This is a genomic window from Bifidobacterium boum (genome assembly GCF_000741535.1).
In the GTDB taxonomy this organism is placed as follows: Bacteria; Actinomycetota; Actinomycetes; order Actinomycetales; family Bifidobacteriaceae; genus Bifidobacterium; species Bifidobacterium boum.
The window spans coordinates 271,678-298,460 of sequence record NZ_JGYQ01000007.1 but is presented as its reverse complement, the minus strand read 5'-3'; the positions used below and the strand labels follow the sequence as shown (position 1 = coordinate 298,460).

Below are 26,783 nucleotides of genomic sequence, written 5' to 3'. Positions count from 1 at the left end.
GTTTGCATCTGCGAATGCGCAATGTCAGAGGTGTGGACCTGTTTCCGTTTTGATAGGATATGTTTCCGCGAACGGGCACAAAATCTGACATCAATCAGAAGGTATCGTGCCATGTGGAGACGGTAGCATTGATGTCAAGGGTTAAGGACTGACCGACGAAAAAGTGTCGTATTTCCGGCCTTTTCGGGCATCTGACAGTCTGTGGCAGTGGGCGGATTTGATCGTAAAAAATCGCTCTGTCAGAACATATCAATCGCTCCGGTCGGAGGGTTGAGTAGGCCATTTAGATGTCACCGGGTTGAGTTAGTGATTTAGATGTTTTTGCGGCAGGGTTGAGTTAGTGATTTGGATAACAGCGGGTTGAGGCTGTGGTTTAGATGTAGTATAGGAAAAGGCGCTCTTTATCTATAGCTTTTTGCTAAGGTAGAGAGCGTTTTTTTGGAGTTCTACGGGGTAAAATTAAAGAACAGTGTCAAAATATTCGACAAAGTAAAAATTATGTGATACCTTATATACAAGGAGGTGCCGAGATGAAGAACTATACCGAAGGCGAGATTGCTAAACTCCAAGATAATTTATTGCTGATAAGGAAAGCGGGTGGCTGGTCGGCAGAGGAATTTGGAGACATGATCGGAGTCACTAAGCAGACCATTAGCAATCTTGAGAATAAAAAGACCGTAATGAGCAAGACTCAGTACATAGCAATCCGCGCTGTTCTGGACTATGAGATGGCTGAACGACCGGATGATAAAGTCTTGATATCGACAGTGAACCTTTGCCTCAATTCAAGTAAGCTGTCTGAATCAGATATAAAAAAGGCTCAGGCATTTGTTGAGGGGGCGACTAAAACCGGATTAGATAATGCAGCAATGATCGGTGGCCTCGCTGCACTAATTGGAATGGCTGCCGCAGAAGCGATTATCATGCCACTTGCAACACCGGCTTTTGTTGGCGCTGCTGGGGCTTGGCTTGCGAAAATCATAAAGAGTAAAAAGTGACGGAGGGAAAAACTATGAGCAATTTGGGATGGTATCAGATCATGACTACAATGGCTAAGAAGGTCGGCGGGCCTCTTAAACTGGCTGGGCTGCTTGTTGGCGGAGGGGCTGTAGCATGCGGAGGAGCTGTGGCAGGCGGTGTTGCAATCAAGAACAAGGTAGCCAAAAAACTTGATGAAAAGAAGCACGAAGCTGCAGCTGCTGTTGTTCATACAGTGACTACCGAAGGGCAAAGTAATGAAGGTCTTGTTTTTACGGTCGGCGATCAGTTCAAAGTTTTAGAAGTAGACGGTGATGCGGCATTGATAGAAAAGCTGGGAGACGACAATAATCCATATTTTGTTTCCGCAGAATTTCTTAAATCCATTTCCGATTATGAATAAAGCAAGGAGGGGTTATCTATGAGGCATGTTTTTCGGGCGACTAAAATTGGCTGGGATAAGGAGCAGGAAGGAATCTGGTTTGATTCAGATCAGTACACTGAAGAGGAAGCCAGAGCAGAATTTAAGCCCTATGAGGGAACTACGCAAAGAGGATATCCGTACACAGGGTATGAATATGATGGCCAGAAATACCATGATGTGACTTATCTTGGGGAATACGAAGATGATGATATGCCTAAGAGTAATGAAGATTACATAGATCGGCTTCTGAATAAAAGAAAATAGGTTTAGGCAGACCAAGGCTCCTCACTACTGATTAAGTTCAGTGGCGAGGAGTCTTTTTATGCCTCGATATCGATTGTGATCCCGGACTTGAATTCCATGGTGAACTGGTCGGCGAAGACGGTAATCTGCTGGATCAGCTTTCGGACGAGACTGTTCGTTGAATTCGGTGATGTCGGATCGCTGACTTCCGATGAAGTCCTGCAGCTCGTCGATGCGCTTCCGGGTCTCCTCGCGGCTGTGGGTGTCTGCCTCGGCCTGTGATTTCTGCTCGCGCAGCGTAAAGATTTCATCGGCGATGGCATCATAGTCCTGCTTGCTGTTGGCCTTTTGGATGAGCTCCTTCTGCAGCTCGTTGAGCCATGCCTGGATACCGTCCGGGCTCATCGTGTCGGCGGTTGTAAGAATTTCATAAAAAGCTCCGGCCACTACGATGGGCAGCCGGAGCAGATGATTAGAACCAGTCGGGGAACTCCTGAGACAGCTTCCCCTTGGCTTTCTCAGGCGGGACAGGAACGTCGTGCGCTTGATGCCAATGATGTCGGCGATGGCCTCGTCGGAGAGGCCTTCCTCGCGGAGCTCTCCGATCCGCTTGGCCTCCGGCATGAGCTCCTGCAGACGCTCGAACAGCTGATCCAGCTCCGACTTCTCGGAAAGCACCTCTTCAATAAGAGGAGCGTCGTCCGGAGCGTAATCGGCGAGCGTTCCTTTGCCGTCAGGTAGCGGATCGTCAAGAGAGACAGTCATATTGTTGTGGAATTCGCAGTCGAGGCAGTTGCCGTCGCACAGCCACCATTGGCTGCGCGGGCAGAAGCACTCGTCGCGATACTGCATGCGTTTCCTCAGCGCCGTGCGCTAGCAGTTGTACTCGCGATACCGGTCCTCCGGGATCTCGTACCACTGCCTGGTGGTCTTGTCGTAGATGCGTTTACTCTGATTGTCATTGGTTTTTCATGTGCGATACCTCCGTTCGCTTCTCCCGAACCGGAGGCCGCACAAAAAGAAGAAGCGTGACAGGCCAGACGGAACGGGAATCAACTCGTTTCGTTCGGCCGGCCACGCTCGTAGACTGGTTTCTTATTCATTTGTGACCGCTACAGACGCTCGAGCCATCTCTGTGCACCGGGGTGAACGGCTATGGCGGTGAACCTTTTTAACGCCTTGCTCAGGGCAAATCCGAACCTCTTAACATTTGGAGCTTTGCGGGCTGTTTCGTAGCCCTTTTCCGATATGTTTCATAGGAGATTCTCAGTTGTCGTTGATCATCAGCTCCAGATCGCCGAACACTTCCTCGTAATGGGAAGGGCAGAGATCGTCGAAGCAGGTCGCGTCGTAGCGCTGAAACACGCCATCGACAGCTGCCGTTCCGTAGATGGAGCAGACCTGGTCAGCGTCGTTCTCGATATTGATGCGCCACATTTCTCTATCGTCGTGAGTCACTGTCTCACCTCCATTTGTTTGCTTGTTTTTGTCGATTTATGTATGTTTAGCGCTTCTGAAATCTGATACTGTTGATTTGTTTATAAAGAACTCGTATCATTAATTCCAGAGGTCTGTCTTTTGTTGTCTTCAGGGCCCTTCCGATCAACTGACCTTATTGTCGGGGATGCGTTAGGTACCCGGGAACAGAAAAACGGCACGAATCAGGTACCGCAGGTACCGAATCAGGTACCGGACGGGTACCAGGGAGGTGAGCACCATCAGGAGCAACGAGTTTCTCAAGAATCTGTATAGGCATCTGGATAACCAGAGGAATCAAGGAACCTACGTCATACAGTTCTTCAATGCAGCGGGAAGCCGCTACTTCGAGATGCCTACCTCATACGCAAATCGGACGAATGGCGCGCTTGAAGCTGAGAGGCGGTATGTGAAGGACCGATCGTTGACAGCCGAAATAAAGAACAGCTTTCCGAATCCGATTAACCTAGATGGGCTTGCTGCATTCATTGACAGGAACCTGTCCATCAACAAGCTCGCAGCCTGCATGGCGGAGTTCGGAATTCCTTCTGGAGCGGAACAGGACAAGGCCAACTTCGCTCACGCTCTCGCAGTACAGTTCAGTCTGTTCGTGACAACTCCCGCTGACGACGTTGACAACGCGGTCTGGGAGATGTATCAGACGCTTCTGGCAGGGCAGCAGATATCTGCAGATGACATAAGCGGCCCTCGGTACGCTGGCGATGATGTTCTGGTTGAATTGGGTGGAAGGCGTCATGAAGCGGACTGCTATGAGATCATTCGCCACGAATGGAAATTACAGAACCGTGGAACATGTGAATGGCGTGACCGGAAGCTGGTTCTGGTGAATCAGACAGAAATACATCCTCGGCCGGCTCAGACCGTTATTCCGGTACCGGATACAAGTCCGGGCGAATCTACAAAAATAGCCACAGACATAGATGCCCGTGGCTTCGAGGGAAACTTCGAATGCAAGTGGGAAATGCAGAATGCTGATGGAGAGAACTGCTTTCCGAATAAGCGGTGGGATTTCAATATAAGGATTCAGGTGACGTTCCATACGTCGGACGAAGGAGACACGCGTGGATAAGAATATAGAAAAATGGTCAACGATGAAGGACGTGCAAGAATATCTCGGGGTAGGCCGCGAAAGCATCATGCAATGGATCAACAAGCGCAACATGCCTGCATACAAAGTCGGGCGACTTTGGAAATTCAAACTGAGCGAAGTCGATGACTGGATTCGCTCCGGCGGTGCTGCCGAAGAAAGCGGCGAAAAGGAAAACAAGGAGAATTAAAGGTATGGCAAGAGCAGCAAAAAAAGATAAAGAAGTGTCACTGGAAACAGTTTTATGGAACTGCCGCGTTGCACTTCGTGGAATAGGAAGTACAGAAAAAAACAGGGACGCGGTGATATCGCTCGTTTTCCTGAAATTTGCGGGAGACAAATTCGAGAAGCGGTATCAGGAACTCAAAGAACAGTACGGAGCAGATGAAGGCCTGTTTAACATTATGAAGGACAAGGTCTCGTCCTATAACTCTGTGAACGTGTTCTACCTGAATGAAACTTCCCGCTGGTCCTACATCGTTGCCCATGCGGGAGATAACGATATCGCAGTTATTCTTGACACAGCAATGGCGGATATTGAGAGGACGAATCCTTCTCTGAAGGGTGCGTTATTGTCCAGAGATAAAGACGGGAATCCTGTCTACACTTTCTTTGCCACGCTCGGTGCAGCGACTGCAAAGCTGAAGGATCTGATTGACAATGTCAACAAAATTGACGAGAAGCGTTTTCAGGAAGAAGACCTGATCGGACGCGTTTACGAATATTTCCTGCAGGTCTATGCGGCCTCCGGCTCAAAGGAGGACGGTGAATTCTACACGCCTGCATGCGTCGTAAAACTTATCGCAGAGATGATTGAGCCGTATTCCGGGACAGTTTACGATCCCTGCTGTGGAAGTGGTGGAATGTTTGTACAGTCCATGAAATTTGTCGACCGCCACAAAGGGAACAGACAGAAGATCTCCATTATCGGGCAGGAAAGCAATCCGGATACCTGGCGGCTGTGCAAGATGAATCTCGCCATTCGCGGCATTGCACATAACCTCGGAGAGAAGAACGCCTCCACATTTACGGATGACCTTCATAAAGATAAGAAGGTCGACTACGTTATGGCCAATCCGCCGTTCAACCTTAAAGGCTGGCGCACGGAGGATCAGCTGACAGACGATCCGCGATTCAAGGGCTATGGCGGAGTTATGCCGCCGGTAGCAAACGCCAACTATGCATGGGTGGAGCACATCATTTCAAAGCTCGATGTCACTCACGGCATCGCTGGATTCCTTCTTGCTAATGGTGCGCTGAATGCAGATGGCGATGAGAAAACCATCCGCAGCCAGATTCTTGAGAAGGACCGCGTGGAGGCAATCATTGTGCTGCCTCGAGATATGTTCTACACGACGGACATTTCTGTGACGCTCTGGATCATCAACATGAATAAGCATGCCGGAACCGTGAACGGTAGACAACTGCGCGATCGTACCAATCAGGTGCTCTTCATGGATTTGCGCACATGGAATCAGAACATCGAAGAGATCGTCATCGACAAAGGCAAGAGGAAAAAGAAAACCGTGCTCACCGACGAGCAAATTGCAAAGGTGAAGCAGGTCTACAACAACTGGCAGTCGATCGATACTTCTCTGTATAAAGACGTGCCGGAATTCTGCCAATCAGCGACGCTGGATGAGATCCGAGCGAAGGACTATTCACTCGCGCCCAGTAAATACATCGAGTTCATCGACCATGATCTGGATATTGATTACGAAAAAGAAATGTCCCGCATTCAGAGTGAAATGAAGGACGTTTTGAAGACCGAGAAGAAGTCGCGGGCCATGCTCGAAGAAGCATTCAGGGGGATTGGCTATGGCATTGACTAAAAAGCATATCGGCGACCTCATCGAAATCGTCGATGAGAGAAATAACCTGGGGATTCGAGATTTCTATGGTATCAATATCAATAAGGAATTCATGCCCACAGTAACAAGAACAGATAGCCTTGATGAGTCAAAATATAAACTGGTTACTAATGGACGATTTGTCTTCAGTGGAATGCAGACTGGTAGAGATGAATGCATCAGAATAAGTATGTATACCGGAGAAAAGCCAATAATTGTGTCTCCTGCATACACCACTTTTGAAGTGGAAGCAACGGATGCGATTCTCCCTATGTACTTTTTTATGATATTCCTGTCTAAAGAAAAAGACAGACTTGGATGGTTTTACAGCGACAGTAGTATTCGTTCAAATCTCGATTGGGATAGATTTTGCGAAATAGAGCTCAACCTCCCTCCCATTTCCATCCAGCAGAAGTACGTGGATGTCTACAATGCCATGCTCGCCAATCAGCAAAGCTATGAACGCGGGTTGGAAGATTTGAAGAGTGCATTTGATTCTATTTTGGACCAGGAGAAACACAAAGCCCAGAGAATTGCTGTAGGTGAATTTCTTACAGAAATAGACAATAGAAATGATGATGGAGCTGTTAAAGATGTTGAAGGCATAAACATTACAAAACAGTTTATGCCGACTGTGGCAAACACTACGAACATAAACCTCAATCGTTATAAGGTTGTTCAAAAGAGCCAGATTGCATATAGTGGCATGCAGACGGGTAGGGATAAATGTATCCGCATCGCTCTTCAAACTTCTGATAAACCTATAATTGTCTCGCCTGCTTATACGGTTTTTGAAGTAAAGAAGGATTCGGTCTTGCCGGAATTTATAATGATGTGGTTTTCACGTGAAGAGAGCGATCGTCAAGGCTGGTTTATGAGTGATTCAAGTGTGCGCTCCAATCTTGACTTAGACCGTTTCTATGAAACAGAGATACCGATTCCATCTATAGATGAACAGAAGGCAATTGTCGATATTTATCGAGCTTATATAGACAGAAGATCAATTAGTAATCGTCTCAAGGAACGCATCAAGAGCATGTGCCCGATATTAATAAAAGGCTCCCTCGAAGAAGCGGAAGCCTGAGAAGGGAGGTGCCGACGTGGACTATATCTTCGAAAAAGGCAAATTTACAGAAGACGAACTGGAACATGCCATAATAGAGCTTTTCCAGATGCAGGGATATGAATATACATACGGCGAAGATATTCACCGCCGTTTTGAAGACATCCTTCTTGAAGACGATCTGCGCACATTCCTGAACCGGAAGTATTCTGACAAGAACCTCAGCAATGTGGAGATGAAGAAGATCATCACCATGCTGACGCTGATTCCCTCTACGCCGCTTTACTATTCGAACCGTCAGGCCTTTTGGCTTGTTGTGGAGGGGTTCGATCTTGTCAGGGATAATATCAATGATGTCGCGCTGCACATCGATTATATCGATTTCGACCACCCGGAGAATAATGTTTTCCGCGTCGTGAACCAGTACTCTGTTCAGGGCGATCGGCTGCGCCGACCGGATCTGCTAATCTTCATCAATGGCATTCCGATAGGCATATGCGAGTTCAAGACTGCAATCGAGGAAGACAAGACGATTCATGACGCGTGGGAGCAGATCACAATCCGCTATAAGCGCGATATTCCGAATCTCCTGAAATATTGCTTTATGTCCGTCATCAGTGACGGAGTGAATACCAAACTCGGTAGTGTCTTCACGCCTTATCGGTTCTACTACTCGTGGAACAAGGCAAATGACAAAGACAAGGTCTCGAATGGTATCAGCTCCTTGCTTACTATGATAGAGGGCGCATTCGCAAAAGAACGGGTCCTGAAGATCCTTCGCGACTTTATTTTCTACCCAGATGACAGCTCAAAGGATGAAGTCATTGTCTGCCGGTATCCGCAGTTATTTGCCGCGGAAAAGATGCTTGCCAACATTAAGCTGCATATGCGCCCCGCCGGAAATGGTAAAGGCGGCACCTATTTCGGAGCAACCGGCTGTGGCAAGACCTATACGATGCTGTTCCTGTCCCGTCTCATAATGTTGCGCGACAGTGACACTTTCCAGAATCCCACGATTATTCTCTTGGAAGATCGTGAGGATCTGGACACCCAGACTTCCGAGCTGTTTGTGACAGCAAAACATTATCTGCATCAGGAGGATGTCCGGAGCATAGAGAGCCGTGACGATCTTGAGAAAACTCTCAAGGACAAACCAAGCGGCGGTGTGTATATCACAACTATACAGAAGTTCTGTGAAAAGATTGGTTTGCTTTCAGACAGAAGCAACATCATCTGTATTTCGGATGAGGCACACCGGACACAGACGAATATCGGCTCGAAGCTGAAGAAAACAGAAACCGGTGTTTACACGACTTTCGGATTTGCCAAGTATCTGCGCGACAGCTTTCCGAATGCCACCTATTGCGGATTCACCGGAACGCCGATTGATGAGACAGTTGCAGTATTCGGAGATGTCGTTGACAGCTATACGATGAAGGAATCCAGCGATGACGGTATCACCGTGCGCATTGCTTATGAGCCTCGTCTCGCCCGTGTCATCCTGTCTGATGAGCAGGCGAAAGAAATCCAGAAGTATTACGAGCAGTGCGTTGAGGAAGGTTCAAATCCGGAGCAGGTAGAGGAAAGCAAGCGGGCTATGAGCAAGATGTCCGCTATCCTTGGACACCCGGAACGAATTAAAAAGCTCGCCGCGGATATCGTCTCGCACTATGAATCACTGTGCGCTGAAAAGCCTGACGTCGTGCAAAAAGCTATGATCGTTTGCTCTGACAGGCAGAATGCTTTCAAGGTGCTGAAAGCTATACAGGCAATCAGACCGGATTGGAAGGTTCCTAGGAAAGCCGAGGATGAATCCAAGCTGACACGCGATCAGCTTGATAAGCTCGTGGCGCTTCCGAAAATTAACCTTGTGGCTACGCAGGGCCAAAACGATGAGAAGGAACTGTTTGATCTTTGCAGCACAAAAGATTACCGGAAGATGCTCGATAAGCAGTTCAAAAATAACGACTCGAATTTCAAAATCGCAATCGTTGTTGACATGTGGATTACCGGCTTCGATGTTCCGTCTCTTGCTGTCATGTATATCGACAAGCCATTGCAGAAGCACACTTTGATCCAGACGATTTCCAGAGTCAACCGCGTTTTCGATGGCAAGGATAAAGGACTGGTCGTCGATTATATCGGTATCAAGAATGACATGATGGCAGCGGTCAAGAAGTATGGCGGGCCGCAGGAAAGCCCGATTGATGAGCTGAATATTTCTCTGTCGATTTTCCGCAATCACTTGTCGATGATCAACGATTTGCTTTCCGGGTTTGATGCCACGAAGTTTCATACCGGGACGCCGCTGGAGCGACTGAACTGCCTGAATGCCGCTGCGGAATACGTACAGACCAGCAAAGATATGCAGACGCGCTTCATGGGACTTTCCCGCAGGCTCAAGAGCGCATACCAGATATGTTTCCCATCCGGCGAACTGACTGACGAGGAAACGGCCACGGCTCAGTTCTACCTTGCGATCCGGTCCATCATCTACAAGCAGACAAAAGGAGATGCGCCGGATGCAGAAGTCATGAACAGCGTCGTTGAAGGTATGGTACGTGACGCCATCACCTGTACCGGTATCGAAAATATCGTTGACGAGCATAAATCAGTCGATCTGTTTAGCGAGGAGTTCGTAGATGAACTGAAGAAGGTCAAGCTGCCTATTACCAAGTTCAATGCGCTTCTGAAGCTTCTGAAGAAAGCAATCACAGCTTATGGCCGGACGAACAAGGTAAAGGCAATCGAATTTGACGAGCGCTTGAGACAGGTGGTCGATGCTTATAACAGTCGTGACAAACTCGTATTCACGAGCGAGGTGGTCGCTGATTTCGTCAATGATCTTTCTGATAAGCTCATCAACATAATGAAGGATTTGAAAGAGGATCAGGACTCTTTCTCTAAGATGGGTATTACATTTGAGGAGAAGGCGTTCTATGACATCCTTGTAAAAGTTCGCGATGACCACGGTTTTCCGTACGCGGACGATAAATGCATCGTGCTGGCTAAAAAGATCAAGGAGCTTGTTGACGATAAAGCACAGTTTGCCGACTGGTCGACACGAGATGACATCAAGAACCAGCTCAACATGGACTTGACTGTTCTTCTTTATAAGAATGGCTATCCGCCTGAATGGGACGAGGAAGTCTTCGAGAAGGTCATGGAGCAGGCTGAGAACTTCAAGAAATACGAAGACGAGTGAATAGGTGGAAAGGAGGCACAGACCATATGGGAAACCCTATAAGCAGATCATTACCCGATGTGAGCATGGATTCCGTCTTCACGGAAGTAATGCACAATGAAAAGCTTGGATTGCGGAACCCGGAACAACTGCGCCTTTTTCGACTGCAGGTCAGCAATAATGCCTTTGTGTACACGAGCCTTGAAGATTATTTGACGGACATTATCAGTGAGTATGTTTTCTCTCGTGCTCAGATAGAGAAGCTGTCACAACCAGGTGTCGGCAATCCTCGCAGCATAGGGAACAAGGCACTCCGGGTCATGAAGCGCAACGGAGCAGCAAACCAGAAAGGGACAGGAAACGAACTCGGAGAGATTCTCCTGTATGCTTTTCTAGAGGAAAAGCTCAATGCTCCGAAGATATTCAGCAAAGTTGAGCTTAATGCTGGAACAACTCCATTCGGCACGGCCTGTGATAGTGTCCATCTTCTTGATCTTGGCGATGATACCGGCATGTCCTACTACCAGACAGTGTTTGGAACCTCAGACATCGAGGGCGATATTGCGGATGCAATAGACAGTGCCTTTGACGCCATAGTGCGTATTGAAAATGAAAATGGGAATGGAATCCAGTTTGTCGACAATCGCTCTCTGAACGATTCTTTTGATGAGAATGTCGTGGATAAACTGAAAAGCATCATTATTCCTAAACCAGGGGCTCCTGTTGCGAACGACCGGGCTTACGGTGTCTTCCTTGGATATTCTCTTGGCCTTGATCCGCATACAAGGTCTACGCCGGAATTCCTCAAGGACCTAGGAACCAAGATGGATACTGACATTAAGAACCATGCCGCGTATATTGCGGACAAAATAAAGACGCTTGGTCTTGATACACATTCTTTTTACTTTTACATCGTGCCTTTCAACGATGCAAAGCTGGATAAAAAGCAGGTTATGGAAAACCTGCTGATGTGAAGCGGAGGTGCGGTTGTATGAGTAGAAAAAGAATCAGACTCGGAGATGCAATCTTCACAGACATAGAAGAAAACGAATACCTCAACTGCCTTTATGAAGGCATTCTGTTTAACTATGCCAATAAAACGCTTCACACGCAGCTAGAATATCGGAACGTAAATATCCATGATGCGCTGCGTTTCGCGGACCTGCTTTCTAAATCAAACAGCGCAGATAAAGCTGAACAGCATAAGATGTGGGCTCAGGAAATTGTCGTTCTCTTAAATGCATTATATCCAGAGAACGATGAAATCCGAGTTGTGGCTGGATCGGTTTTTGCGAATACAGATAATGCAAGAGGGACTTCGCTTCTTGATGCCAACTTCGAGGACCCATTTGTCTTGAATCGAATTTTCTCGGATTACAAGAAGGACTATCTTAGAATTCCGGCAGCACCGAATCTGCGGTTTTTTGGCGCACAGAAACAGGCTTATGATCACCTGCAGGATTCCTATTTCAGTTACTCGGCACCAACGTCAATGGGAAAGTCCTTCCTGATGAGGATGTTCATCAAGGAGCAAGTGGCAAATGGCGCTAAGTTGAACTTTGCGATTATTGTTCCGACCAAGGCGCTGATCAACGAAACTTCTCAGAAGATCATCAAGGAGGATCTAAAGGATCTTCTGGAGGAGAAAAACTACAAGGTCGTCAATGCTGCAAGCGACATTGCTCTCGATGGAAACCACAACTTCATTCTTGTTTTGACGCCGGAACGACTTTTGTATCTGCTCATTGGAAAACCTGATATTCAGATTGACTATCTTTTCGTGGATGAGGCGCATAAGATGTCCGGCAAGAACAGTCGTGGCCCGTTCTATTACAAGACCGTCGACATGCTTAAGAACCGAGACAATCCGCCGCACTTCATTTTTGCTTCTCCGAATGTCCCGAATCCAGAAGTCTATTTGAGACTTCTGACGGATATCGGTGAGCATGGAGACAAAAGGTTTAGAACAGAATTTTCACCCGTAACGCAGGTAAAGTTCCTTCTGGATCTACAGAATCGTGAGATTTCTGTTTATAACGAACATACCGAGAAGGAAATGCACATAACAAGCATTCCACAGAACAAGGCGACGCTGACACATTTCCTTCTCAAGATTGAACGCCGGAATGATGATCTGCCGGAAGATGCTATGCGACAGACGATCGTCTATTTTAACGGGAAGACGCGAGCAGTAGAAGCCGCTCTCGATTTGTCTCAGTATCTCGATGAATTGGATGACGAAGACTTGGCAGCCCTTTCAAGAGACATCGCAAACGAAGTGCATGGAGACTACTATCTTGCCAAGATTATCAAAAAAGGCATCGCCTATCATATTGGCTACTTGCCCGCGGCAATACGGATGAGGATCGAGGACTTGTTCCGTAAGGGCAAGATCACGACTATGTTCTGTACCAGTACGCTGCTTGAGGGTGTTAATCTGCCAGCGGATAATCTGTTCATAACAGATAACAAGATATTCCGGTCTCGTATGACTCCTGTTGACTTCAGGAATCTCATCGGTCGTGTCGGGCGAATTGAATATAACCTTTATGGGAATGTGATATTTGTGTCATCTCAGGATGAAAAGCTCCCTGAGACCGAATATGTAAAGATGCTAAAAGAACCGGTGCCGGAACAGACGCTTTCTATCGATGCCGGGCCTAAGACACTTACTAACCCGGAAAGAAAATATATTGTAGAAGCCCTCAAAGAGGGAAATATTGAGCTTGTAAAGAGGAACAAGGCTCAGTCTGAAGAATCTTATATCATGATGAGAAAGTTCGGCCTGATTCTTCTTCGCGATATCATGACGGATAATAACAGTCTTGTTCGTCAGTCTTTCTCTGATTTGATCAGCAAAGATGATGCTGCTCTTATTAAGCAGAAATTCGAAGACCCGATCGCTCTTCCAGACGATGATATCAACGTGTCAGCGGACCAGACACGGAATCTTATCATTGCGATACGAAATGGCCTCGAATACCCGAAAGCAGTAAATGGAGAATTTGATTATGATGAAGTAGTCGGGTTCCTCGAGAAGCTATGCACGATATTCAAATGGGAGAAATACGAGTATTCCACGCTCGGCAAAGTCACGGATGGCGTGCATAAGAAGCTGCGCTGGTATGCAGTCGTACTAATCCAGTGGATGTCCGGATTAGGCCTGAGCAACATTATGAGACAAGGCATTCGTCACCATGTGCAGCATCCAGATAATTTCTGGATTAGCAAAACGCAGACAACGGTTTACAAAGACAACGTGGAATTTCGAAATATTCTCTTTGCAGATACGCTGGAAGTTATTGACAACATAATCCTCTTCAGCTTGTCGAACTATTTTCTGCGCTTCTCCAATGAATATAAGAAGATTTATGGCATCACGGAATTTGACAACAACTGGTATGAATATGTGGAATACGGAACTACAAAGCCTGTGACCATTCTCCTGCAGCGCATTGGTTTCACCCGTGAAAACGCAACTTATATACGAGAACACAGAGATAAGTACATACTGCAGGAAAGCGAATCAAAACTACTTCTTAGTCGAGATCTTTTGGAATGCAATAATCAGAATGTTCGAGAACAGGCAAATATGATTTTATTGAATATGCCAGAAATGTTTGAGCCAAAAGGAGAATCAGGAAGGCAGGCATAAATGCAGAAAATTGACAAGACAGACACGCTCAAAACAATCCTGAGCGGTCGCAAGTACACCGTCGATTATTTCCAGCGGGAATACCGGTGGGGGCAGAAGCAGATCGAGCAGATGCTCGCTGATTTCCAGAGCACATTTGAGGAATTCTATGATCCAGATGATCATGATACGCCGGAAGAAGTCATGAACTATGGCTTTTACTATATGGGATGCATTATCTGTACTGGCGGTTCCGTAAAGAAAATCATCGATGGCCAGCAGCGTCTGACCTCGCTAACACTTCTCATCATCTATCTGAACAACCTGCAGAAAGAAACTGTCAAGGATGAGGATCTCCTTGTCCCGCTGGATGACATGATCTACTCAAAGGCTTTCAGTAAGAAGAGCTTCAATATCGATGTGGCCGACCGCGGGACTTGCATGCAGGCTCTATTGCAAAAAGATGAAACCTATGTGCCAGTGAATGAGAGCTCACAGAATATGCTTGACCGGTATCAGGACATAGAGGACATCTTCCCTGACGAGCTGAAGGGAGAAGCACTTCCTTACTTTATTAACTGGCTGATAGAGAAGGTCCTCCTTCTGGAGATCGACACACCATCCGACGACGAAGCACACACGATTTTCCTAACAATGAATGACCGAGGCCTGAGTCTGAACAGCGCCGAGATGATGAAGGCTTACATCATCCAGCAGGTTGCAGAAGCTGACCGCATTGAGGTAAATCGGAAGTGGCAGGACAACATCAACCGTATCAAGAACGCCTCTTCTTACGATACGAGCGGCATGGTGAATACGCAGGACGTTGAATTCATCTCTATCTGGCTTCGCGCAAAATATGCCAATTCCATGCGAGATACCAAGCGCGGCGCTAAAGATGAGGATTACGAACTTCTCGGCGACAAGTTCCATACCTGGGTACGCAACAACGCCCGGACGGCGATGGGCCTTGTAAAGCCGAAGGACTACAAGGAATTTGTTCTCACTGAAATGACACGTGTCACTGATATCTATCTTCGGATGAAAGACTATGGCAGCGAGCTGACGCCCGGATATGAAGAGGTCTTCTACAATGCAAACCGCGATCTGAGCTACCAGACCATGCTTGCCATCGCTGCCATCAAAAATGACGACACGGACGACATCAAACAGAAAAAAATACAGATGACCGCAAAGTTCGTGGACGACTTTGCCACAATCCGAATCCTGAATTTCAAGAAGGTTAACTGGAACACGAATAAGTATTTGCTGTTTCATGTGATGCGTGATATCCGCAATGAGGACTGTAAGACGATCGGCATGGTCTATGTCCGTACACTCCGCCGTATGGACGTGACCGTCGAGGGAATCACCAGGTTCAGTCTGAACCGGTTCTCCGGACGTTACATGCTTCACATCCTCGCGCGCTTCACTTCCTATGTGAATGTGCTGATGGGCAATCCATCGCATTTCGAGGAGTACGTTGACCGCAAGCGTCAGGGAAACACTTACGATATTGAGCATATCCTTCCGGACAAGTATGAGGACTACGAGGACAGCTTCACCGACTACGAGGATTTCGAATCCACCCGGAATCAGATCGGAAACCTGATCCTGCTCACCCGGGACAAGAACAGAAGCTATCAGGCAATGAAATACTCCGAGAAGGTTCAGAAGTACGCGGGAGACAACATCCTTGCTCAGGCGCTGAACGACACAGCTTACACGAACAATCCGAAATTCCTCACGGTCGCTAACGAGTACGGCTTTCATGCGATTCCTGACTTCAGTAAGCAAAGCATCGCGGACCGGGCTGAGACCTATCTGAGAATGGCAAGTGACATCTGGAATCCGGACGCCATTAAGGAAATCGCTGGTGGATGGGCCGATGACGATGAGAAGGACTTCTTCAAGAACGAGAAGGGCCGTGAATTTACAGTCGGCTATGCAGAAAGAAGCTGGCCAGACGCGCTGAAATACGGATTCCTGTCCGCGAACCTTGGCGGCAGCGGGAAATCTATTTATAACGTTCAAGTCGGAGATACGGTATATTGCCATATCGCTGGACATGGCTTTGTGGGTATTGGCGAATGCACATCAGCCGCTATGCCGATGAAGAGCTTCAAAGTGATGGTCGACGGCACTTCGACTCCTGTAGCAGACGCGCCGTGGCAATCCGAGGAATCCAAGGAGAAGCTTGATCCCAACAAGGAAGTATTTATCGGAGTTGCATGGAAGAAATATGTGACGGATATTAATGACGGCTACTGGGAGAAGGGGATGACAACAGTCCCGCTTGTAGCCTACATGCTTAATGATAAGACGACGCATCAGAAGGTCAGAGACCATTTCGGATACACCGACAGCACCGATTAAACCCTTCAGCGATGGCCATACTTTTTAACGATTGCAGATTGAGGGGTCGCTTTTGGCTGCAGAAGCCACAGCAACATATCAGTACAGTGCCGCAGATGCGCTCCCGCTCAACGCCCCTGAAACGCAGAAAAGCCCGGAAACAGCATGGTTTCCGGGCAAGTTAACGGCATACTGGGTTGAGACCTTGATCATAAACCGATTGGGCGGAGAGACAGGTCGAGACGATGGCCTCCCTCCAGCCCGCCGTATTATAGGTAGAAAAAGCACGCGGACCAGTTCCCGCAAACAAAGAGCACCTGTAATGGCGCCGATTTTCGGCTTAGAGCAGTTCCCGCAAACGCAGGTGCGAAACTCTAAAAAATTTTCAATTTCGGAAGTGGCATTATGAAATATATTGAAAGACCAGAATATATGTAGCGGCTTCTTGATCTTATGGGGACCCCGGATATCAAGATCATTACCGGAGTGCGCCGGCGCGGCAAGTCGCGGATGCGTGGCCTGTGGTTATGAAGGGCCTCGTGTACAAAAAGATGATGTGGGGATGATTCGTTAAAAACTCCTCGCATCGGATATGGTTGTCTTTTGCCACGCCGCTTTATTACCATGGCATGAGTGCACAGCTAAAATTGGTTGTAGACCGCTTTTGCATCTATAACAGCAGCTTAAACAGCAGACATCTCAAGTCAGCTTTACTTACAGTCGCCGGAAGTCATTGTAATCATATGGCGGTAAATGTAGATTGTATTTGTTTTAGAAATCTTTCCGCGATTGGAGAAAACGTCTGATATCTTTTCCACACAAGGTACAGCCTTGTTTCAAGGCAAGGCATAAGCGGCCGGAACACAAGTCCGCTTTCGGGAGAGGTGTCGATCAGCTTGTCGAAGGTGAGCAGATATCCGAGATGCTCTTTTGTAAAAATAGAAGCGTTGTATGCTAGCCGGAAGGATCCCTCAAGATGCAGATCGCTCATCTTATCCCCGGCCCATTTTGGAATATCATTTTCCCAGCTCTGCTCAGAACAGAATAATGGCAGTCCGATCAGGTCATCCACATGGATGGCCTTTTTCTTTGCCAACGGGTCATCTTCCGGTATGACAAGACCCCAGAGATCGGCTTCAGGGAAGACGACGGATTCATACGTTCCTGCATCCGCAGATTCCGCCAACACCACAAAGTCCAGCAGCCCCTTGTCCAGCTTTTCCATGACCTGTTCCGTGTCACCGCTGGTGATGTGGTACCGAAGATCGGGATAGGTCTGTTTAAAGGAATGGATTGACTGGGCAAGATAGCGGATCTGGAATGACTCCGCCAGTCCAAAGTACAGATCCCCGCCGGTGATGTCGTCCAGGGAAATGAACTCCTGCTCGATCCTGTCTACCATACTGACCAGATCTTCGGCACGATTGCGCAAGAGGATTCCCTCATCCGTCAGCTTGATACTGAAGCTGTGCCGGGTAAACAGTTTCTTCCCGAGTTCATCCTCTAAACTTTTCAGCGATTTTGACAGCGTGGGTTGTGTTACATGCAGTGTTTCTGCCGCCCGTGTCATATTCTCTTCCTGTGCGACCGCAAGAAAGTATCTGAGCGTCCGTATTTCCATCCTGAAAGTTCCTCTTTTATATGATATGATATTCCAAAAACGAATAACACGACATTCAATATAACCATTTGTAAAGGACCCGTCAAGCACCAATAAAGGATTGATTGCCTCGATTACCTCATTCAGAAAAAGAGCCATACAAAATAGAAAGGCGGCAATGACCATGATGAAGACAGAAGACCTGAAACTCACTCGGGAATGGGACAAGACCTTCCCGAAAAGCGACAGGGTGAATCACAGCAAGGTGACCTTTGTGAACCGCTATGGAATCACGCTGGCGGCGGACATGTATGTGCCGAAGAATGCAGACGGTAAGCTTCCTGCGCTTGCAGTCAGTGGGCCTTTTGGCGCGGTCAAGGAGCAGAGCTCCGGACTGTATGCACAGACCATGGCGGAGCGTGGATTCCTGACGATTGCATTTGACCCGTCCTTTACCGGCGAGAGCGGCGGACAGCCCCGCTACATGGCTTCTCCCGATATCAATACCGAGGATTTCATGGCGGCAGTGGATTTCCTGTCTCTTTGTGATCTGGTCGATCCCAACCGCATCGGCATCATCGGTATCTGCGGCTGGGGCGGTATGGCCCTGAATACAGCAGCACTGGATACCCGCATCAAGGCTACGGCAGTCATGACGATGTACGACATGACTCGGGTCAATGCCAACGGTTATTTTGACGCCGAGGACAGCGAGGAAGCCCGCTATGCCAAGAAGGCTGCCCTATGCGCGCAACGCATTGTGGATTATAAGGCCGGTGAATATGCGCTGGGCGGTGGCGTAGTCGATCCGCTTCCTGAAGATGCACCTTTCTTTGTGAAGGATTATTACGACTACTATAAGACCAGCCGCGGCTATCATGCCCGTTCCTTGAACTCCAATGGAGGGTGGAATGTCATTGGCTGTGAGTCTTTCCTAAATCAGCCAATCCTTCAGTACAGCAATGAAATTCGCTCCGCTGTCCTGATCGTTCATGGAGAGAAGGCACACTCCTGTTATTTCAGCCGGGATGCCTACGCCAACATGGTAAAGGACAGTAAATACACGGACAACAAGGAACTGATGATCATTCCGGATGCGGTTCATACGGACCTCTATGATGGCGGCGGTAAGGATGCGATCCCCTTTGAGAAGCTGCAGAGTTTCTTTGAGGAATATCTGAAATGAAAATCATTTTGTCTCTGGAAGAACTCTACAGAAGGTAAGCTGCATTGAGAAAACCGGCTATTCTGATGGCTTCTATATTGTTCGTTCTTTCGGGATGTACGGCGCAAAAGAGCGTCTCTACGGAGCCTCAAACGACATCTTCCCAAACAGAGAGTGTGATACCGGTAGAACCGTCCGATGAAGAAACACAGAAAGTGGAGGATGCCATGCGATTATTGATCGGTGAAACAGAGGTTCCCGTAACCTGGGAAAACAATGCGTCTGTAGAGGCGCTGAAGGAATTAAGCCCTGTTACAATTCAGATGTCGATGTACGGCGGCTTTGAGCAGGTCGGTCCGATCGGGCAGAGCATCGTGCGGAATGATGTACAGTCCGAAACAAGCTATGGAGATATCGTTCTTTACTCCGGAAACCAGATCGTGATCTTCTACGGCTCCAATTCCTGGGCCTATACCAGGCTGGGACATGTTGATCTGTCGCAGCAGGAAATGAGAGAGATGCTTGGCAGCGGAGATGTTGCGATTACATTAGAGTAATCTACGAATAATGGCAGGAACAAGGCTGCGTTGTTGAAAAGACATCAATAACGCAGCCTTATTTTTCATGACAATGGCCTTTCCTTGATTGATTTTGCCGAAATGGGACATTTCACGTCATATGCTCTCAAATTCCAGACGCCCCCTCTCAACGGGTTCACCCAAGTGCTTTGATGACATGCTTTGCCCTGATTTGAACCGGACGGCAAGGTGGTCATCGTGAACGGTGATCCGCCGGATCCCAAGTTAACGGCATACTGGGCCTAGACCTTGATCATAAACCGATTGGGCGGGGAGAGCATGGGGCAGGGGAGGGCATGTTGAAACGATGGCCTTCCTTCTGCCCGCCGTGTTATAGGTAGAAAAAACACGTGGACAAGTTCCCGCAAACGGAGAGCACCTGTAAAAGCGCCGTTTTTGGCTTTGAGGAGTTCCCGCGAACGGGCGGAAATGTGTACGGAATCCAGACATTCAGGTGCTTGTCTCGTGCCGCGTTGAGACGGTGGCATTGATGTCACGGGTCGAAGGAAAATAACCGCGAAAGCCCAGTAATACTGCGGTTTTCGGACAATCGGAGGAATTTAACATCGAGCAGTTCCTGTTGACTATCTCTCTACCAGCTTTGCTGAACAGTTTTGGATTCAAGCCGATTAAGGTGTACTGTCTTAAACAACAAAAAGGGAATAGTGGCCAACAGATGAAGAGATACGGCAGAGTAACTCTTCGTAAAAGTGTAACTATCTGGGAAAAAGATAAAGGAGGGGCTACATTATGGAAAATGAGCCGCAGCCGTTGTCTCGGATTTTTCAAAATAGATTATTCCGGATACCGGATTATCAGCGTGGCTATGCATGGTTGCAGCAACAGTTGGTGGATTTTTGGGATGACCTTGTAAATCTTCAGTCTGATCGCGATCACTATACAGGTACCCTGTCCCTTAAGCCACTAGAAAGCAAGGAGACCGTCAGTTGGGGCGAGGATTTGTGGCTGGTCGAGAACGGATACAAGCCTTGTCATATCGTTGACGGCCAGCAGCGCATCACCACGTTTGTCATTCTCTTGAATGAGGTCGTGGGATTTGTGCGTGGCTTGGATGAGAACAAGGGCAAGTCAGATAGAGAAATCACACTGGGGGATGAGACGGTCGAAGAAATCGTTTCAAAATACATCTGCCGAAAAAGACCGCCAAACGGAGTAGTAACAACATACCTTTTCGGCTATGAGGTCGACAACCCCAGCGCGGAATACATGAAATATAAGGTGTTCGATGAGCCGTATTCCGGCACGGTGAATGAAACCTACTATACGAAGAATTTAAAGGTTGCAAAGGACTTTTTTGCAAAAAACATCAGCAAGCTATATGAAGAGTCCGGAGAAGGCGGCCTTGAGGCAGTAAATGCGCTGTATAAGAAGCTCACACAGCACCTGATGTTTAATCTCCATGAAATCGGCGACGATTATGATGTATTTGTAGCTTTTGAGACTATGAACAATCGTGGTAAGAAGCTGACGAATCTTGAGCTGTTGAAAAACAGACTGATTTATTTGACCACGCTTTATGATGATGAGGTATTCGATGAGAAGGACAAGTCTGCACTTCGAAAAAAGATAAATGATGCTTGGAAGGAAGTATACTATCAGCTTGGTAGAAACAAGAGTGAATCTCTTTCCGATGATGACTTCCTGCATGACCATTGGATTATCTATTTCGGAGACTCCCATAAACGTGGGGATGATTACATCAAATTCCTTTTGAACAAGTTCTCATCAAAGGGCATATTTGAAAAAGTCGCCCGTTTTGTTGATCCGGAGACTGAGTCGGTTATCAGCGATGATGTCACGGATGCAGACGACACGGAAGTTACCGAAACAGAAGAACAGGAAAACATAGAGGTATCCAAACTTCAGCCAAAAGAAATCGAGGACTATGTCAACAGCCTCAAAGATATGGCGAAGTACTGGTATGACACCCATTTTCCGTTTGAAAGTGTTAATCTTACTCCTGAAGAGCAAAAACGAGTTGATAGACTTAGCCGTATCGGCATCGGATATTTCAGACCTCTGGTCACTGCGGTCATCAGTAGGCGGGATATTTCTGCGAACAGCAGAGTTAAAATTTTTGAAGCTATCGAACGCTTTATCTTTGTTACATTTCGCTTGGGTCATTTTTATGCATCCCAGGGCCGCAGTCGTTATAATCGAGCTGCGCATCAGGTGTATGTGAAAGAAACAGATGTTGATGACCTCTGCAAAGAAATCTATGACACGACTACGAACAACATCCCTTATGCCACGCAGAACTTTGTTACCAGAATTGAGAAATATTTTTCTACAGGAAATGGCTACTACGACTGGAACGGTCTGCGCTACTTCTTTTATGAATATGAGGCTAAGCTGATAGAGAAAAATAATATAAATCATTTCGACACAGATCATCCGTGGTCAATGTTTACAAAGTCCGAGAAGGATAAAGTGTCCATCGAACATATCCTCCCTCAGACGCCGACGAAGTATTACTGGCGTAATATGTACCGGCAGTTTAATGATTCCGAAATCAAGATACTTTCCGGAGCCCTTGGGAACCTTCTGCTGTTGTCTCGGAGTATAAACTCAGCTTTGCAGAATGATAGTTTTGAGGATAAGAAGCATTCCAAAACCACGGGACGTCGCGGGTACGAGAATGGATCTCACTCAGAGATAGAGGTATCCAAACTGCAGGATTGGACTGCATTTGAGATATACAGCAGAACAGAAAAACTCCTCGCATTTATGCAGGAACGCTGGAACCTGCAATTTGACGAGGAACAGTTGGAAAAACTGATCGGTATTTCATTCGTCAAAGATGGACGAGAAATCCCGGAGGAGTTGAGGGAAGTATAGGTGAACGTACTGGAATCCGAAAAAAGTGCAGAAGGCTCCGGAGAAGATCAATAACTGCAATTCTGGACAGCATTCGTAAACTATGCAAATGAGCACGGCAGATCAAACGATATAGCAAAACAGAAAGCTGCTGGTCGAACATATTACGATGTGCACATAGGCGCGAGAACGGTTATTATTGCAGTCAACGATTTTCAGGAAGAAAAACAATGAATGCAGATGACTACATCATTCGTTTAGAAAGAACTGAAGACCATAGAGAAGTTGAGAATCTCGTCAGGGAATCGTTCTGGAACGTGTACCGTCTGGGATGCAGTGAGCATTATGTGCTCCATGTGCTGCGTGATGATCCGGCTTTCATCAAGGAACTTGATTTCGTCATGGAGCAGGATGGCAGACTGATCGGGCAGAATATGCTCATGAAGACGGTTATCGAAGCGGATGATGGCAAGGTGATTCCTGTCCTGACAATGGGGCCGATTAGCATCACTCCAGAACTCAAACGCAAGGGTTATGGAAAGGCGCTGCTTGCTTACTCTCTGGAGAAGGCGACCGGACTCGGCTATGGCGCTGTTCTGCTTGAAGGCAATATCGGATTCTACGGCAAGTGCGGCTTTACTTATGCCCGTGAGTTTGGCATCCCCGCTACCATGACCTGCCGGAAGGCGTGGATGACTCCTTTTTCCTCTGCAAGGAACTGATTCCGGGATACTTCGATGGCATTACTGGTGTATACCTGACACCGCAGGGATATTATGTGGATGATTCCGATGTGGAGAAATTCGACAAGGGATTCCCGCAAAGAAGAAGTTGAAACTTCCGGGACAGATAATCTAAACAAGACCAAGGCTCCTCACTGCCGGCAAATGCGTCGGCGGCGAGGAGCCTTTTTATGCTTCGATGTCAATTGTGATGCCGGGCTTGAATTCCACGGTGAAGCGGCCGGCAAAGACGGTATCTGATTGATGGCATTGATCGCGACATCCTGCAGCGGGAGCTTGTTGATGGTGGAGTCCGGATGCGCAATAAGCATCCGGAATTTTTATACGCAAATTTCGAAAACCCATTGACGTTTCAACATTGCCGCACTAGGTTACGCAGAGCAGGAGAAACCGCCATGGCTGCAACTGGCTACAACTGATAATCGTTAGCGAGAATGTGAGAAGACGGTCCGTTCGCACAATTGTATTGTTCAGCGCACAATGCCATTCGTGATTGAGCGAGATCGTTGCCTGCTTAGGAGGTATTTGCACCACGATTCATCCGGTCGGTGCGATGGGAAGAAAGTGCGATGGGAAGAAAGAAGAAGGAAACGGCATGACAGAGAAAATGACGCAGGATCAGCGGCTGGATTATCTCGTGGAGGAATTCAAGAAAGACTCCGTCCAATACAAGGATTTGGAAACGCCGAAAGACACAGAGGGGAAGCGGTATGTCCTTCGGTCGCTGATGAACATCCGCATGCCGAAGCCGTTCCCCGAAGAGGCGCTCGCCGTGCAGGATGACTATCTGGCAGGCAGGGCTGAAGAAAAAGGCATCGTGCGTCTTTCCGACATCCCGGTGACCCGAGGCGCAGTGTCCATCTGGCAGGGTGACATTACACGGCTTGCCGTGGATGCCATCGTCAATGCCGCCAATTCTCAGATGCTGGGCTGTTTTGTGCCCATGCATATCTGCATTGACAACTCCATCCATACTTTTGCCGGCATTCAGCTTCGGGCGGAGTGCAACCGGCAGATGGACCAGCTGCGCAGCAGATACGGCCAGGATTACGAGCAGCCGACGGCTGTGCCCATGCTGACGGATGCTTACAATCTTCCCGCGAAAAAGGTCATCCATGTCGTCGGTCCGATTGTGCAATACGGTTTGACGCCGGAACTCGAGAAAGACCTGGCGAACTGCTACCTGCGCACCTTGGACATGTGCGTGGAAAACAATCTGAAAAGCGTGGCGTTCTGCTGCATCTCCACTGGCGTATTCCGTTTTCCCAACAAGCGGGCGGCTCACATCGCCGTCAGCGCCGTGAACAGCTGGCTGTCGCAGCATCCGGGCGCCATGGACAGGGTGATCTTCGACGTATTCAAGGATGAGGACAGAAAATACTATGAAGAACTTGTATGACGCAATGCCGAACGGCTATCAGGAGAGCATTCAGAAGGGACTTGCCGCGGTGCAGTATTTCAGTGGAAGTACGTCATTCGGAACAGGCTCAAAAGAGGAGCGAATCTCCCGGCTAAAGAAAGAGATCGAAACGGCGGATGCCATCGTGATCGGAGCTGGCGCCGGACTTTCCACCTCCGCCGGGATGACCTACAGCGGGGGGCGATTCGACAGATATTTCTTTGACTTCGCACGCAAGTACGGCATTCAGGATATGTATTCCGGCGGTTTTTATCCCTTCCCCGATGCGGAGACCAGCTGGGCGTGGTGGGCGCGGAACATCTATTTCAACCGATACATGGATCCGCCGAGGCCCGTCTATCAGCAGCTGCTCTCGCTTGTGCAAGACAAGGATTACTTTGTCATCACCACGAACGTGGATCACCAGTTCCAAAGGGCGGGCTTTGATAAAGATCGCCTGTTCTACACTCAGGGGGACTACGGGCTTTTCCAGAGCGTCAATCCATCCACACAGAAGACCTACGATAACGAAGAATGGGTGATGAAGGCGATGGAGGCGCAGGGGTTCGTGCGGGATGGGAATGGAGCGTTTGTGGTTCCCGAGAGCGGCGAACTGAAAATGAGGATTCCTGCGGCGCTCATTCCAAAATGCCCCGATGATGGATCCGATGTGACCATGAATCTTCGTGTGGATGGTTCCTTTGTCGAGGATGTGGGATGGCACAGGGCGTCGGCGGCATATGCAGACTTTCTGCACCACTGCGAGGGCCGCCATGTGCTTTATCTGGAGCTGGGCGTGGGGGCGAACACTCCGGTCATCGTGAAGTATCCGTTTTGGCAGATGACCCTGGCGAATGAAAAAGCGGTGTACGCCTGCATCAATTACGGCGAGGCGTTTTGCCCAGGCGAGATTGCAGGCAGGAGCATCTGCGTTAACGGGGACATTGGCGATGTGTTTACGTCTCTGTCCGTGCCATTACTGTGAGTCATCCGTGCCGGAGCCGGAGTGCTACGCAGAATTCGGGGTCCGTATCCTCCTTTTTCGGCGATTCCTGTATCGGTCGCCGATGGCGGAGGTTAGAGGTGCCGTTTGTGGGGTTGTAACTTCCGTCTTCGGCGACCCATGGATTTGTCGCCGATGACGGAGGATAGATGGTTTTTTTTTGGGGGGGGGGGACCGTGTAACTGCCGTCATCGGCGGTTCTTTGGTTGGTTCGCCGATGACGGAGGTTTGGTGGGGTTTGATCGGTCTGCTAACCTCCGTCTTCGGCGAGTGAGTTGGTGGTTCGTCGAAGGTGGAGGTTTGGTGCCTGTTTTCGGGCGGTGTATCCTCCGTTTTCGGCGACTCGCGGATTTGTCGCCGAAGACGGAGGCTGGGGTGTTCGGGAACCGCCTGATGATTCACTTGTTGAGCGTGGAATAATCCCCGATGCGATTTATCCTGATGACAATTCAGTGAAGCGAACTATTGACAAGAGTATTGACAGCGGACAAGCCAATGAAGGAGACGACCTGATGATTGAGGTGCTGAAAAACAGGTTTCTTGACAATCCCATGCGTCACCAGGGCATAGCATGGGAGGATGTTGAGATGCGCCTGAACGGGAATACCGATGCGCTTGCCGTCCTCAAGCGCATGGAGGAAAGCGGTGGAGAGCCGGACACGATCGGTTTTGATGAGGAAACCGGAGGTCTTATCTTCTGCGACTGTTCGAAAGAATCTCCTGCCGGTCGCCGGAGCCTGTGCTATGACGATTCGGCGCTTCTGAAGAGAAAGAAGAATCCTCCAACTGGAAGCGCCATTGGCCAAGCGCACAAGATGGGAGTCGAGTTGATGACGGAGGCGCTCTACCGCAGACTCCAGGAGCTTGGGGAGTTCGACCTGAAAACCTCTTCCTGGATTGCCACTCCAGAGGCGATTAGGCAGAAGGGTGGAGCCATCTTCTGCGAAAAACGATACGGAGTTGTGTTCACTTTTCATAATGGGGCTGATTCTTATTATGCTGCCCGCGGATGGAGAGGTTATTTCCAGATCCCTGCATAGCTGATTCCAACGCGGACATCCTCATCGGTGTCGCATGACCGAGAAAAGAGAGGTGCGATTCGCCGATGGTGGAGGTTTGGGATCCTGTTTTGGTGTGTGTAT

General features: G+C 48.3%; 21 protein-coding genes. 18 read left to right on the top strand and 3 right to left on the bottom strand.

What is annotated here, in order from left to right:
- Positions 1-530 precede the first annotated feature (530 nt).
- The 3 genes from BBOU_RS02720 to BBOU_RS02710 are packed head-to-tail and all read left to right on the top strand — an operon-like array spanning position 531 to position 1,666.
- Complete coding sequence (locus tag BBOU_RS02720) at positions 531-998, top strand: helix-turn-helix transcriptional regulator (protein WP_026502657.1); 468 nt, start codon at positions 531-533, stop codon at positions 996-998.
- 50 nt (positions 999-1,048) lie between these two features.
- A complete protein-coding gene (locus BBOU_RS02715) occupies positions 1,049-1,381 on the top strand; it encodes a hypothetical protein (protein WP_202961011.1) in 333 nt (110 codons plus the stop codon).
- A gap of 18 nt (positions 1,382-1,399) precedes the next feature.
- A complete protein-coding gene (locus tag BBOU_RS02710; protein ID WP_026502655.1) occupies positions 1,400-1,666 on the top strand; it encodes a hypothetical protein in 267 nt (88 codons plus the stop codon).
- Positions 1,667-1,690: 24 nt separating this feature from the next.
- On the opposite strand, the gene BBOU_RS09355 is transcribed toward BBOU_RS02710, so the two are convergent.
- A complete protein-coding gene (locus tag BBOU_RS09355; protein WP_202961010.1) occupies positions 1,691-2,497 on the bottom strand; it encodes an RNA polymerase sigma factor in 807 nt (268 codons plus the stop codon).
- 414 nt (positions 2,498-2,911) lie between these two features.
- Positions 2,912-3,082 (bottom strand): hypothetical protein, encoded by a 171-nt coding sequence (locus BBOU_RS09340; protein ID WP_164468315.1) that lies wholly within the window; start codon positions 3,080-3,082, stop codon positions 2,912-2,914.
- Positions 3,083-3,353: 271 nt separating this feature from the next.
- Between BBOU_RS09340 and BBOU_RS02700 the strand changes: the two genes are divergently transcribed.
- From BBOU_RS02700 to BBOU_RS02665, 8 genes are read left to right on the top strand one after another with little or no spacing between them, the layout of a single operon-like run.
- Complete coding sequence (locus BBOU_RS02700; RefSeq protein ID WP_026502653.1) at positions 3,354-4,211, top strand: NBR1-Ig-like domain-containing protein; 858 nt, start codon at positions 3,354-3,356, stop codon at positions 4,209-4,211.
- Positions 4,204-4,419 carry a helix-turn-helix domain-containing protein gene (locus BBOU_RS02695; RefSeq protein ID WP_026502652.1) on the top strand — a complete coding sequence of 72 codons (216 nt, stop codon included), beginning with the start codon at positions 4,204-4,206 and terminating at the stop codon, positions 4,417-4,419. Before BBOU_RS02700 ends, BBOU_RS02695 begins: the two co-directional genes overlap by 8 nt.
- 4 nt (positions 4,420-4,423) lie before the next feature.
- The gene (locus BBOU_RS02690; RefSeq protein ID WP_026502651.1) at positions 4,424-6,061 is read left to right on the top strand and encodes an N-6 DNA methylase; all 1,638 of its coding nucleotides are present in this window, start codon (positions 4,424-4,426) and stop codon (positions 6,059-6,061) included.
- Positions 6,048-7,163, top strand: a complete 1,116-nt coding sequence (locus BBOU_RS02685; protein ID WP_026502650.1) for a restriction endonuclease subunit S — start codon at positions 6,048-6,050, stop codon at positions 7,161-7,163. Before BBOU_RS02690 ends, BBOU_RS02685 begins: the two co-directional genes overlap by 14 nt.
- A 16-nt stretch (positions 7,164-7,179) precedes the next feature.
- Complete coding sequence (locus tag BBOU_RS02680; protein WP_026502649.1) at positions 7,180-10,347, top strand: type I restriction endonuclease subunit R; 3,168 nt, start codon at positions 7,180-7,182, stop codon at positions 10,345-10,347.
- Between the two features lie 26 nt (positions 10,348-10,373).
- Positions 10,374-11,300: a HamA C-terminal domain-containing protein gene (locus BBOU_RS02675; protein WP_026502648.1), complete on the top strand. Its 927-nt coding sequence runs from the start codon at positions 10,374-10,376 to the stop codon at positions 11,298-11,300.
- Positions 11,301-11,317: 17 nt separating this feature from the next.
- Positions 11,318-13,981 carry a DEAD/DEAH box helicase gene (locus tag BBOU_RS02670; RefSeq protein ID WP_026502647.1) on the top strand — a complete coding sequence of 888 codons (2,664 nt, stop codon included), beginning with the start codon at positions 11,318-11,320 and terminating at the stop codon, positions 13,979-13,981.
- Positions 13,982-16,336 carry a DUF262 domain-containing protein gene (locus BBOU_RS02665; RefSeq protein WP_026502646.1) on the top strand — a complete coding sequence of 785 codons (2,355 nt, stop codon included), beginning with the start codon at positions 13,982-13,984 and terminating at the stop codon, positions 16,334-16,336.
- Positions 16,337-17,054: 718 nt separating this feature from the next.
- Here BBOU_RS02665 and BBOU_RS02660 read toward each other — a convergent pair.
- The gene (locus BBOU_RS02660) at positions 17,055-17,936 is read right to left on the bottom strand and encodes a LysR family transcriptional regulator (protein ID WP_026502645.1); all 882 of its coding nucleotides are present in this window, start codon (positions 17,934-17,936) and stop codon (positions 17,055-17,057) included.
- 157 nt (positions 17,937-18,093) lie between these two features.
- Here BBOU_RS02660 and BBOU_RS02655 point away from each other — a divergent pair, with 157 nt between their 5' ends.
- From BBOU_RS02655 to BBOU_RS02615, 7 genes are all read left to right on the top strand, one after another.
- Complete coding sequence (locus tag BBOU_RS02655; RefSeq protein ID WP_238551965.1) at positions 18,094-19,101, top strand: alpha/beta hydrolase; 1,008 nt, start codon at positions 18,094-18,096, stop codon at positions 19,099-19,101.
- A 65-nt stretch (positions 19,102-19,166) separates the two neighbouring features.
- Complete coding sequence (locus tag BBOU_RS02650; protein WP_051616656.1) at positions 19,167-19,637, top strand: cyclophilin-like fold protein; 471 nt, start codon at positions 19,167-19,169, stop codon at positions 19,635-19,637.
- A gap of 771 nt (positions 19,638-20,408) precedes the next feature.
- A complete protein-coding gene (locus BBOU_RS09180) occupies positions 20,409-22,517 on the top strand; it encodes a DUF262 domain-containing protein (protein WP_026502643.1) in 2,109 nt (702 codons plus the stop codon).
- 209 nt (positions 22,518-22,726) lie between these two features.
- Positions 22,727-23,218, top strand: coding sequence for a GNAT family N-acetyltransferase (locus tag BBOU_RS02640; RefSeq protein WP_202961009.1), 492 nt, complete (start codon positions 22,727-22,729; stop codon positions 23,216-23,218).
- 616 nt (positions 23,219-23,834) lie between these two features.
- Entirely contained in the window at positions 23,835-24,638 is an 804-nt protein-coding gene (locus tag BBOU_RS02630; RefSeq protein WP_026502641.1) for a protein-ADP-ribose hydrolase, read from the top strand.
- Complete coding sequence (locus BBOU_RS02625) at positions 24,622-25,623, top strand: SIR2 family NAD-dependent protein deacylase (RefSeq protein WP_033490002.1); 1,002 nt, start codon at positions 24,622-24,624, stop codon at positions 25,621-25,623. Before BBOU_RS02630 ends, BBOU_RS02625 begins: the two co-directional genes overlap by 17 nt.
- Positions 25,624-26,153: 530 nt before the next feature.
- Positions 26,154-26,681, top strand: a complete 528-nt coding sequence (locus BBOU_RS02615) for a DUF4256 domain-containing protein (protein WP_026502639.1) — start codon at positions 26,154-26,156, stop codon at positions 26,679-26,681.
- Positions 26,682-26,783 lie beyond the last annotated feature (102 nt).

What these genes read in the sequence shown, in the direction of transcription:
- BBOU_RS02655 (WP_238551965.1), top strand. Translation starts at nt 18,094, where the DNA reads ATGACCATGATGAAGACAGAAGACCTGAAACTCACTCGGGAATGGGAC.
- BBOU_RS09180 (WP_026502643.1), top strand. Translation starts at nt 20,409, where the DNA reads ATGGAAAATGAGCCGCAGCCGTTGTCTCGGATTTTTCAAAATAGATTA.
- BBOU_RS02670 (WP_026502647.1), top strand. Translation starts at nt 11,318, where the DNA reads ATGAGTAGAAAAAGAATCAGACTCGGAGATGCAATCTTCACAGACATA.
- BBOU_RS02715 (WP_202961011.1), top strand. Translation starts at nt 1,049, where the DNA reads ATGGCTAAGAAGGTCGGCGGGCCTCTTAAACTGGCTGGGCTGCTTGTT.
- BBOU_RS09340 (WP_164468315.1), bottom strand. Translation starts at nt 3,082, where the DNA reads ATGTGGCGCATCAATATCGAGAACGACGCTGACCAGGTCTGCTCCATC.
- BBOU_RS02675 (WP_026502648.1), top strand. Translation starts at nt 10,374, where the DNA reads ATGGGAAACCCTATAAGCAGATCATTACCCGATGTGAGCATGGATTCC.
- BBOU_RS02685 (WP_026502650.1), top strand. Translation starts at nt 6,048, where the DNA reads ATGGCATTGACTAAAAAGCATATCGGCGACCTCATCGAAATCGTCGAT.
- BBOU_RS02660 (WP_026502645.1), bottom strand. Translation starts at nt 17,936, where the DNA reads ATGGAAATACGGACGCTCAGATACTTTCTTGCGGTCGCACAGGAAGAG.
- BBOU_RS02615 (WP_026502639.1), top strand. Translation starts at nt 26,154, where the DNA reads ATGATTGAGGTGCTGAAAAACAGGTTTCTTGACAATCCCATGCGTCAC.
- BBOU_RS02640 (WP_202961009.1), top strand. Translation starts at nt 22,727, where the DNA reads ATGAATGCAGATGACTACATCATTCGTTTAGAAAGAACTGAAGACCAT.
- BBOU_RS02710 (WP_026502655.1), top strand. Translation starts at nt 1,400, where the DNA reads ATGAGGCATGTTTTTCGGGCGACTAAAATTGGCTGGGATAAGGAGCAG.
- BBOU_RS09355 (WP_202961010.1), bottom strand. Translation starts at nt 2,497, where the DNA reads ATGCAGTATCGCGACGAGTGCTTCTGCCCGCGCAGCCAATGGTGGCTG.
- BBOU_RS02665 (WP_026502646.1), top strand. Translation starts at nt 13,982, where the DNA reads ATGCAGAAAATTGACAAGACAGACACGCTCAAAACAATCCTGAGCGGT.
- BBOU_RS02650 (WP_051616656.1), top strand. Translation starts at nt 19,167, where the DNA reads ATGGCTTCTATATTGTTCGTTCTTTCGGGATGTACGGCGCAAAAGAGC.
- BBOU_RS02720 (WP_026502657.1), top strand. Translation starts at nt 531, where the DNA reads ATGAAGAACTATACCGAAGGCGAGATTGCTAAACTCCAAGATAATTTA.
- BBOU_RS02630 (WP_026502641.1), top strand. Translation starts at nt 23,835, where the DNA reads ATGACAGAGAAAATGACGCAGGATCAGCGGCTGGATTATCTCGTGGAG.
- BBOU_RS02690 (WP_026502651.1), top strand. Translation starts at nt 4,424, where the DNA reads ATGGCAAGAGCAGCAAAAAAAGATAAAGAAGTGTCACTGGAAACAGTT.
- BBOU_RS02625 (WP_033490002.1), top strand. Translation starts at nt 24,622, where the DNA reads ATGAAGAACTTGTATGACGCAATGCCGAACGGCTATCAGGAGAGCATT.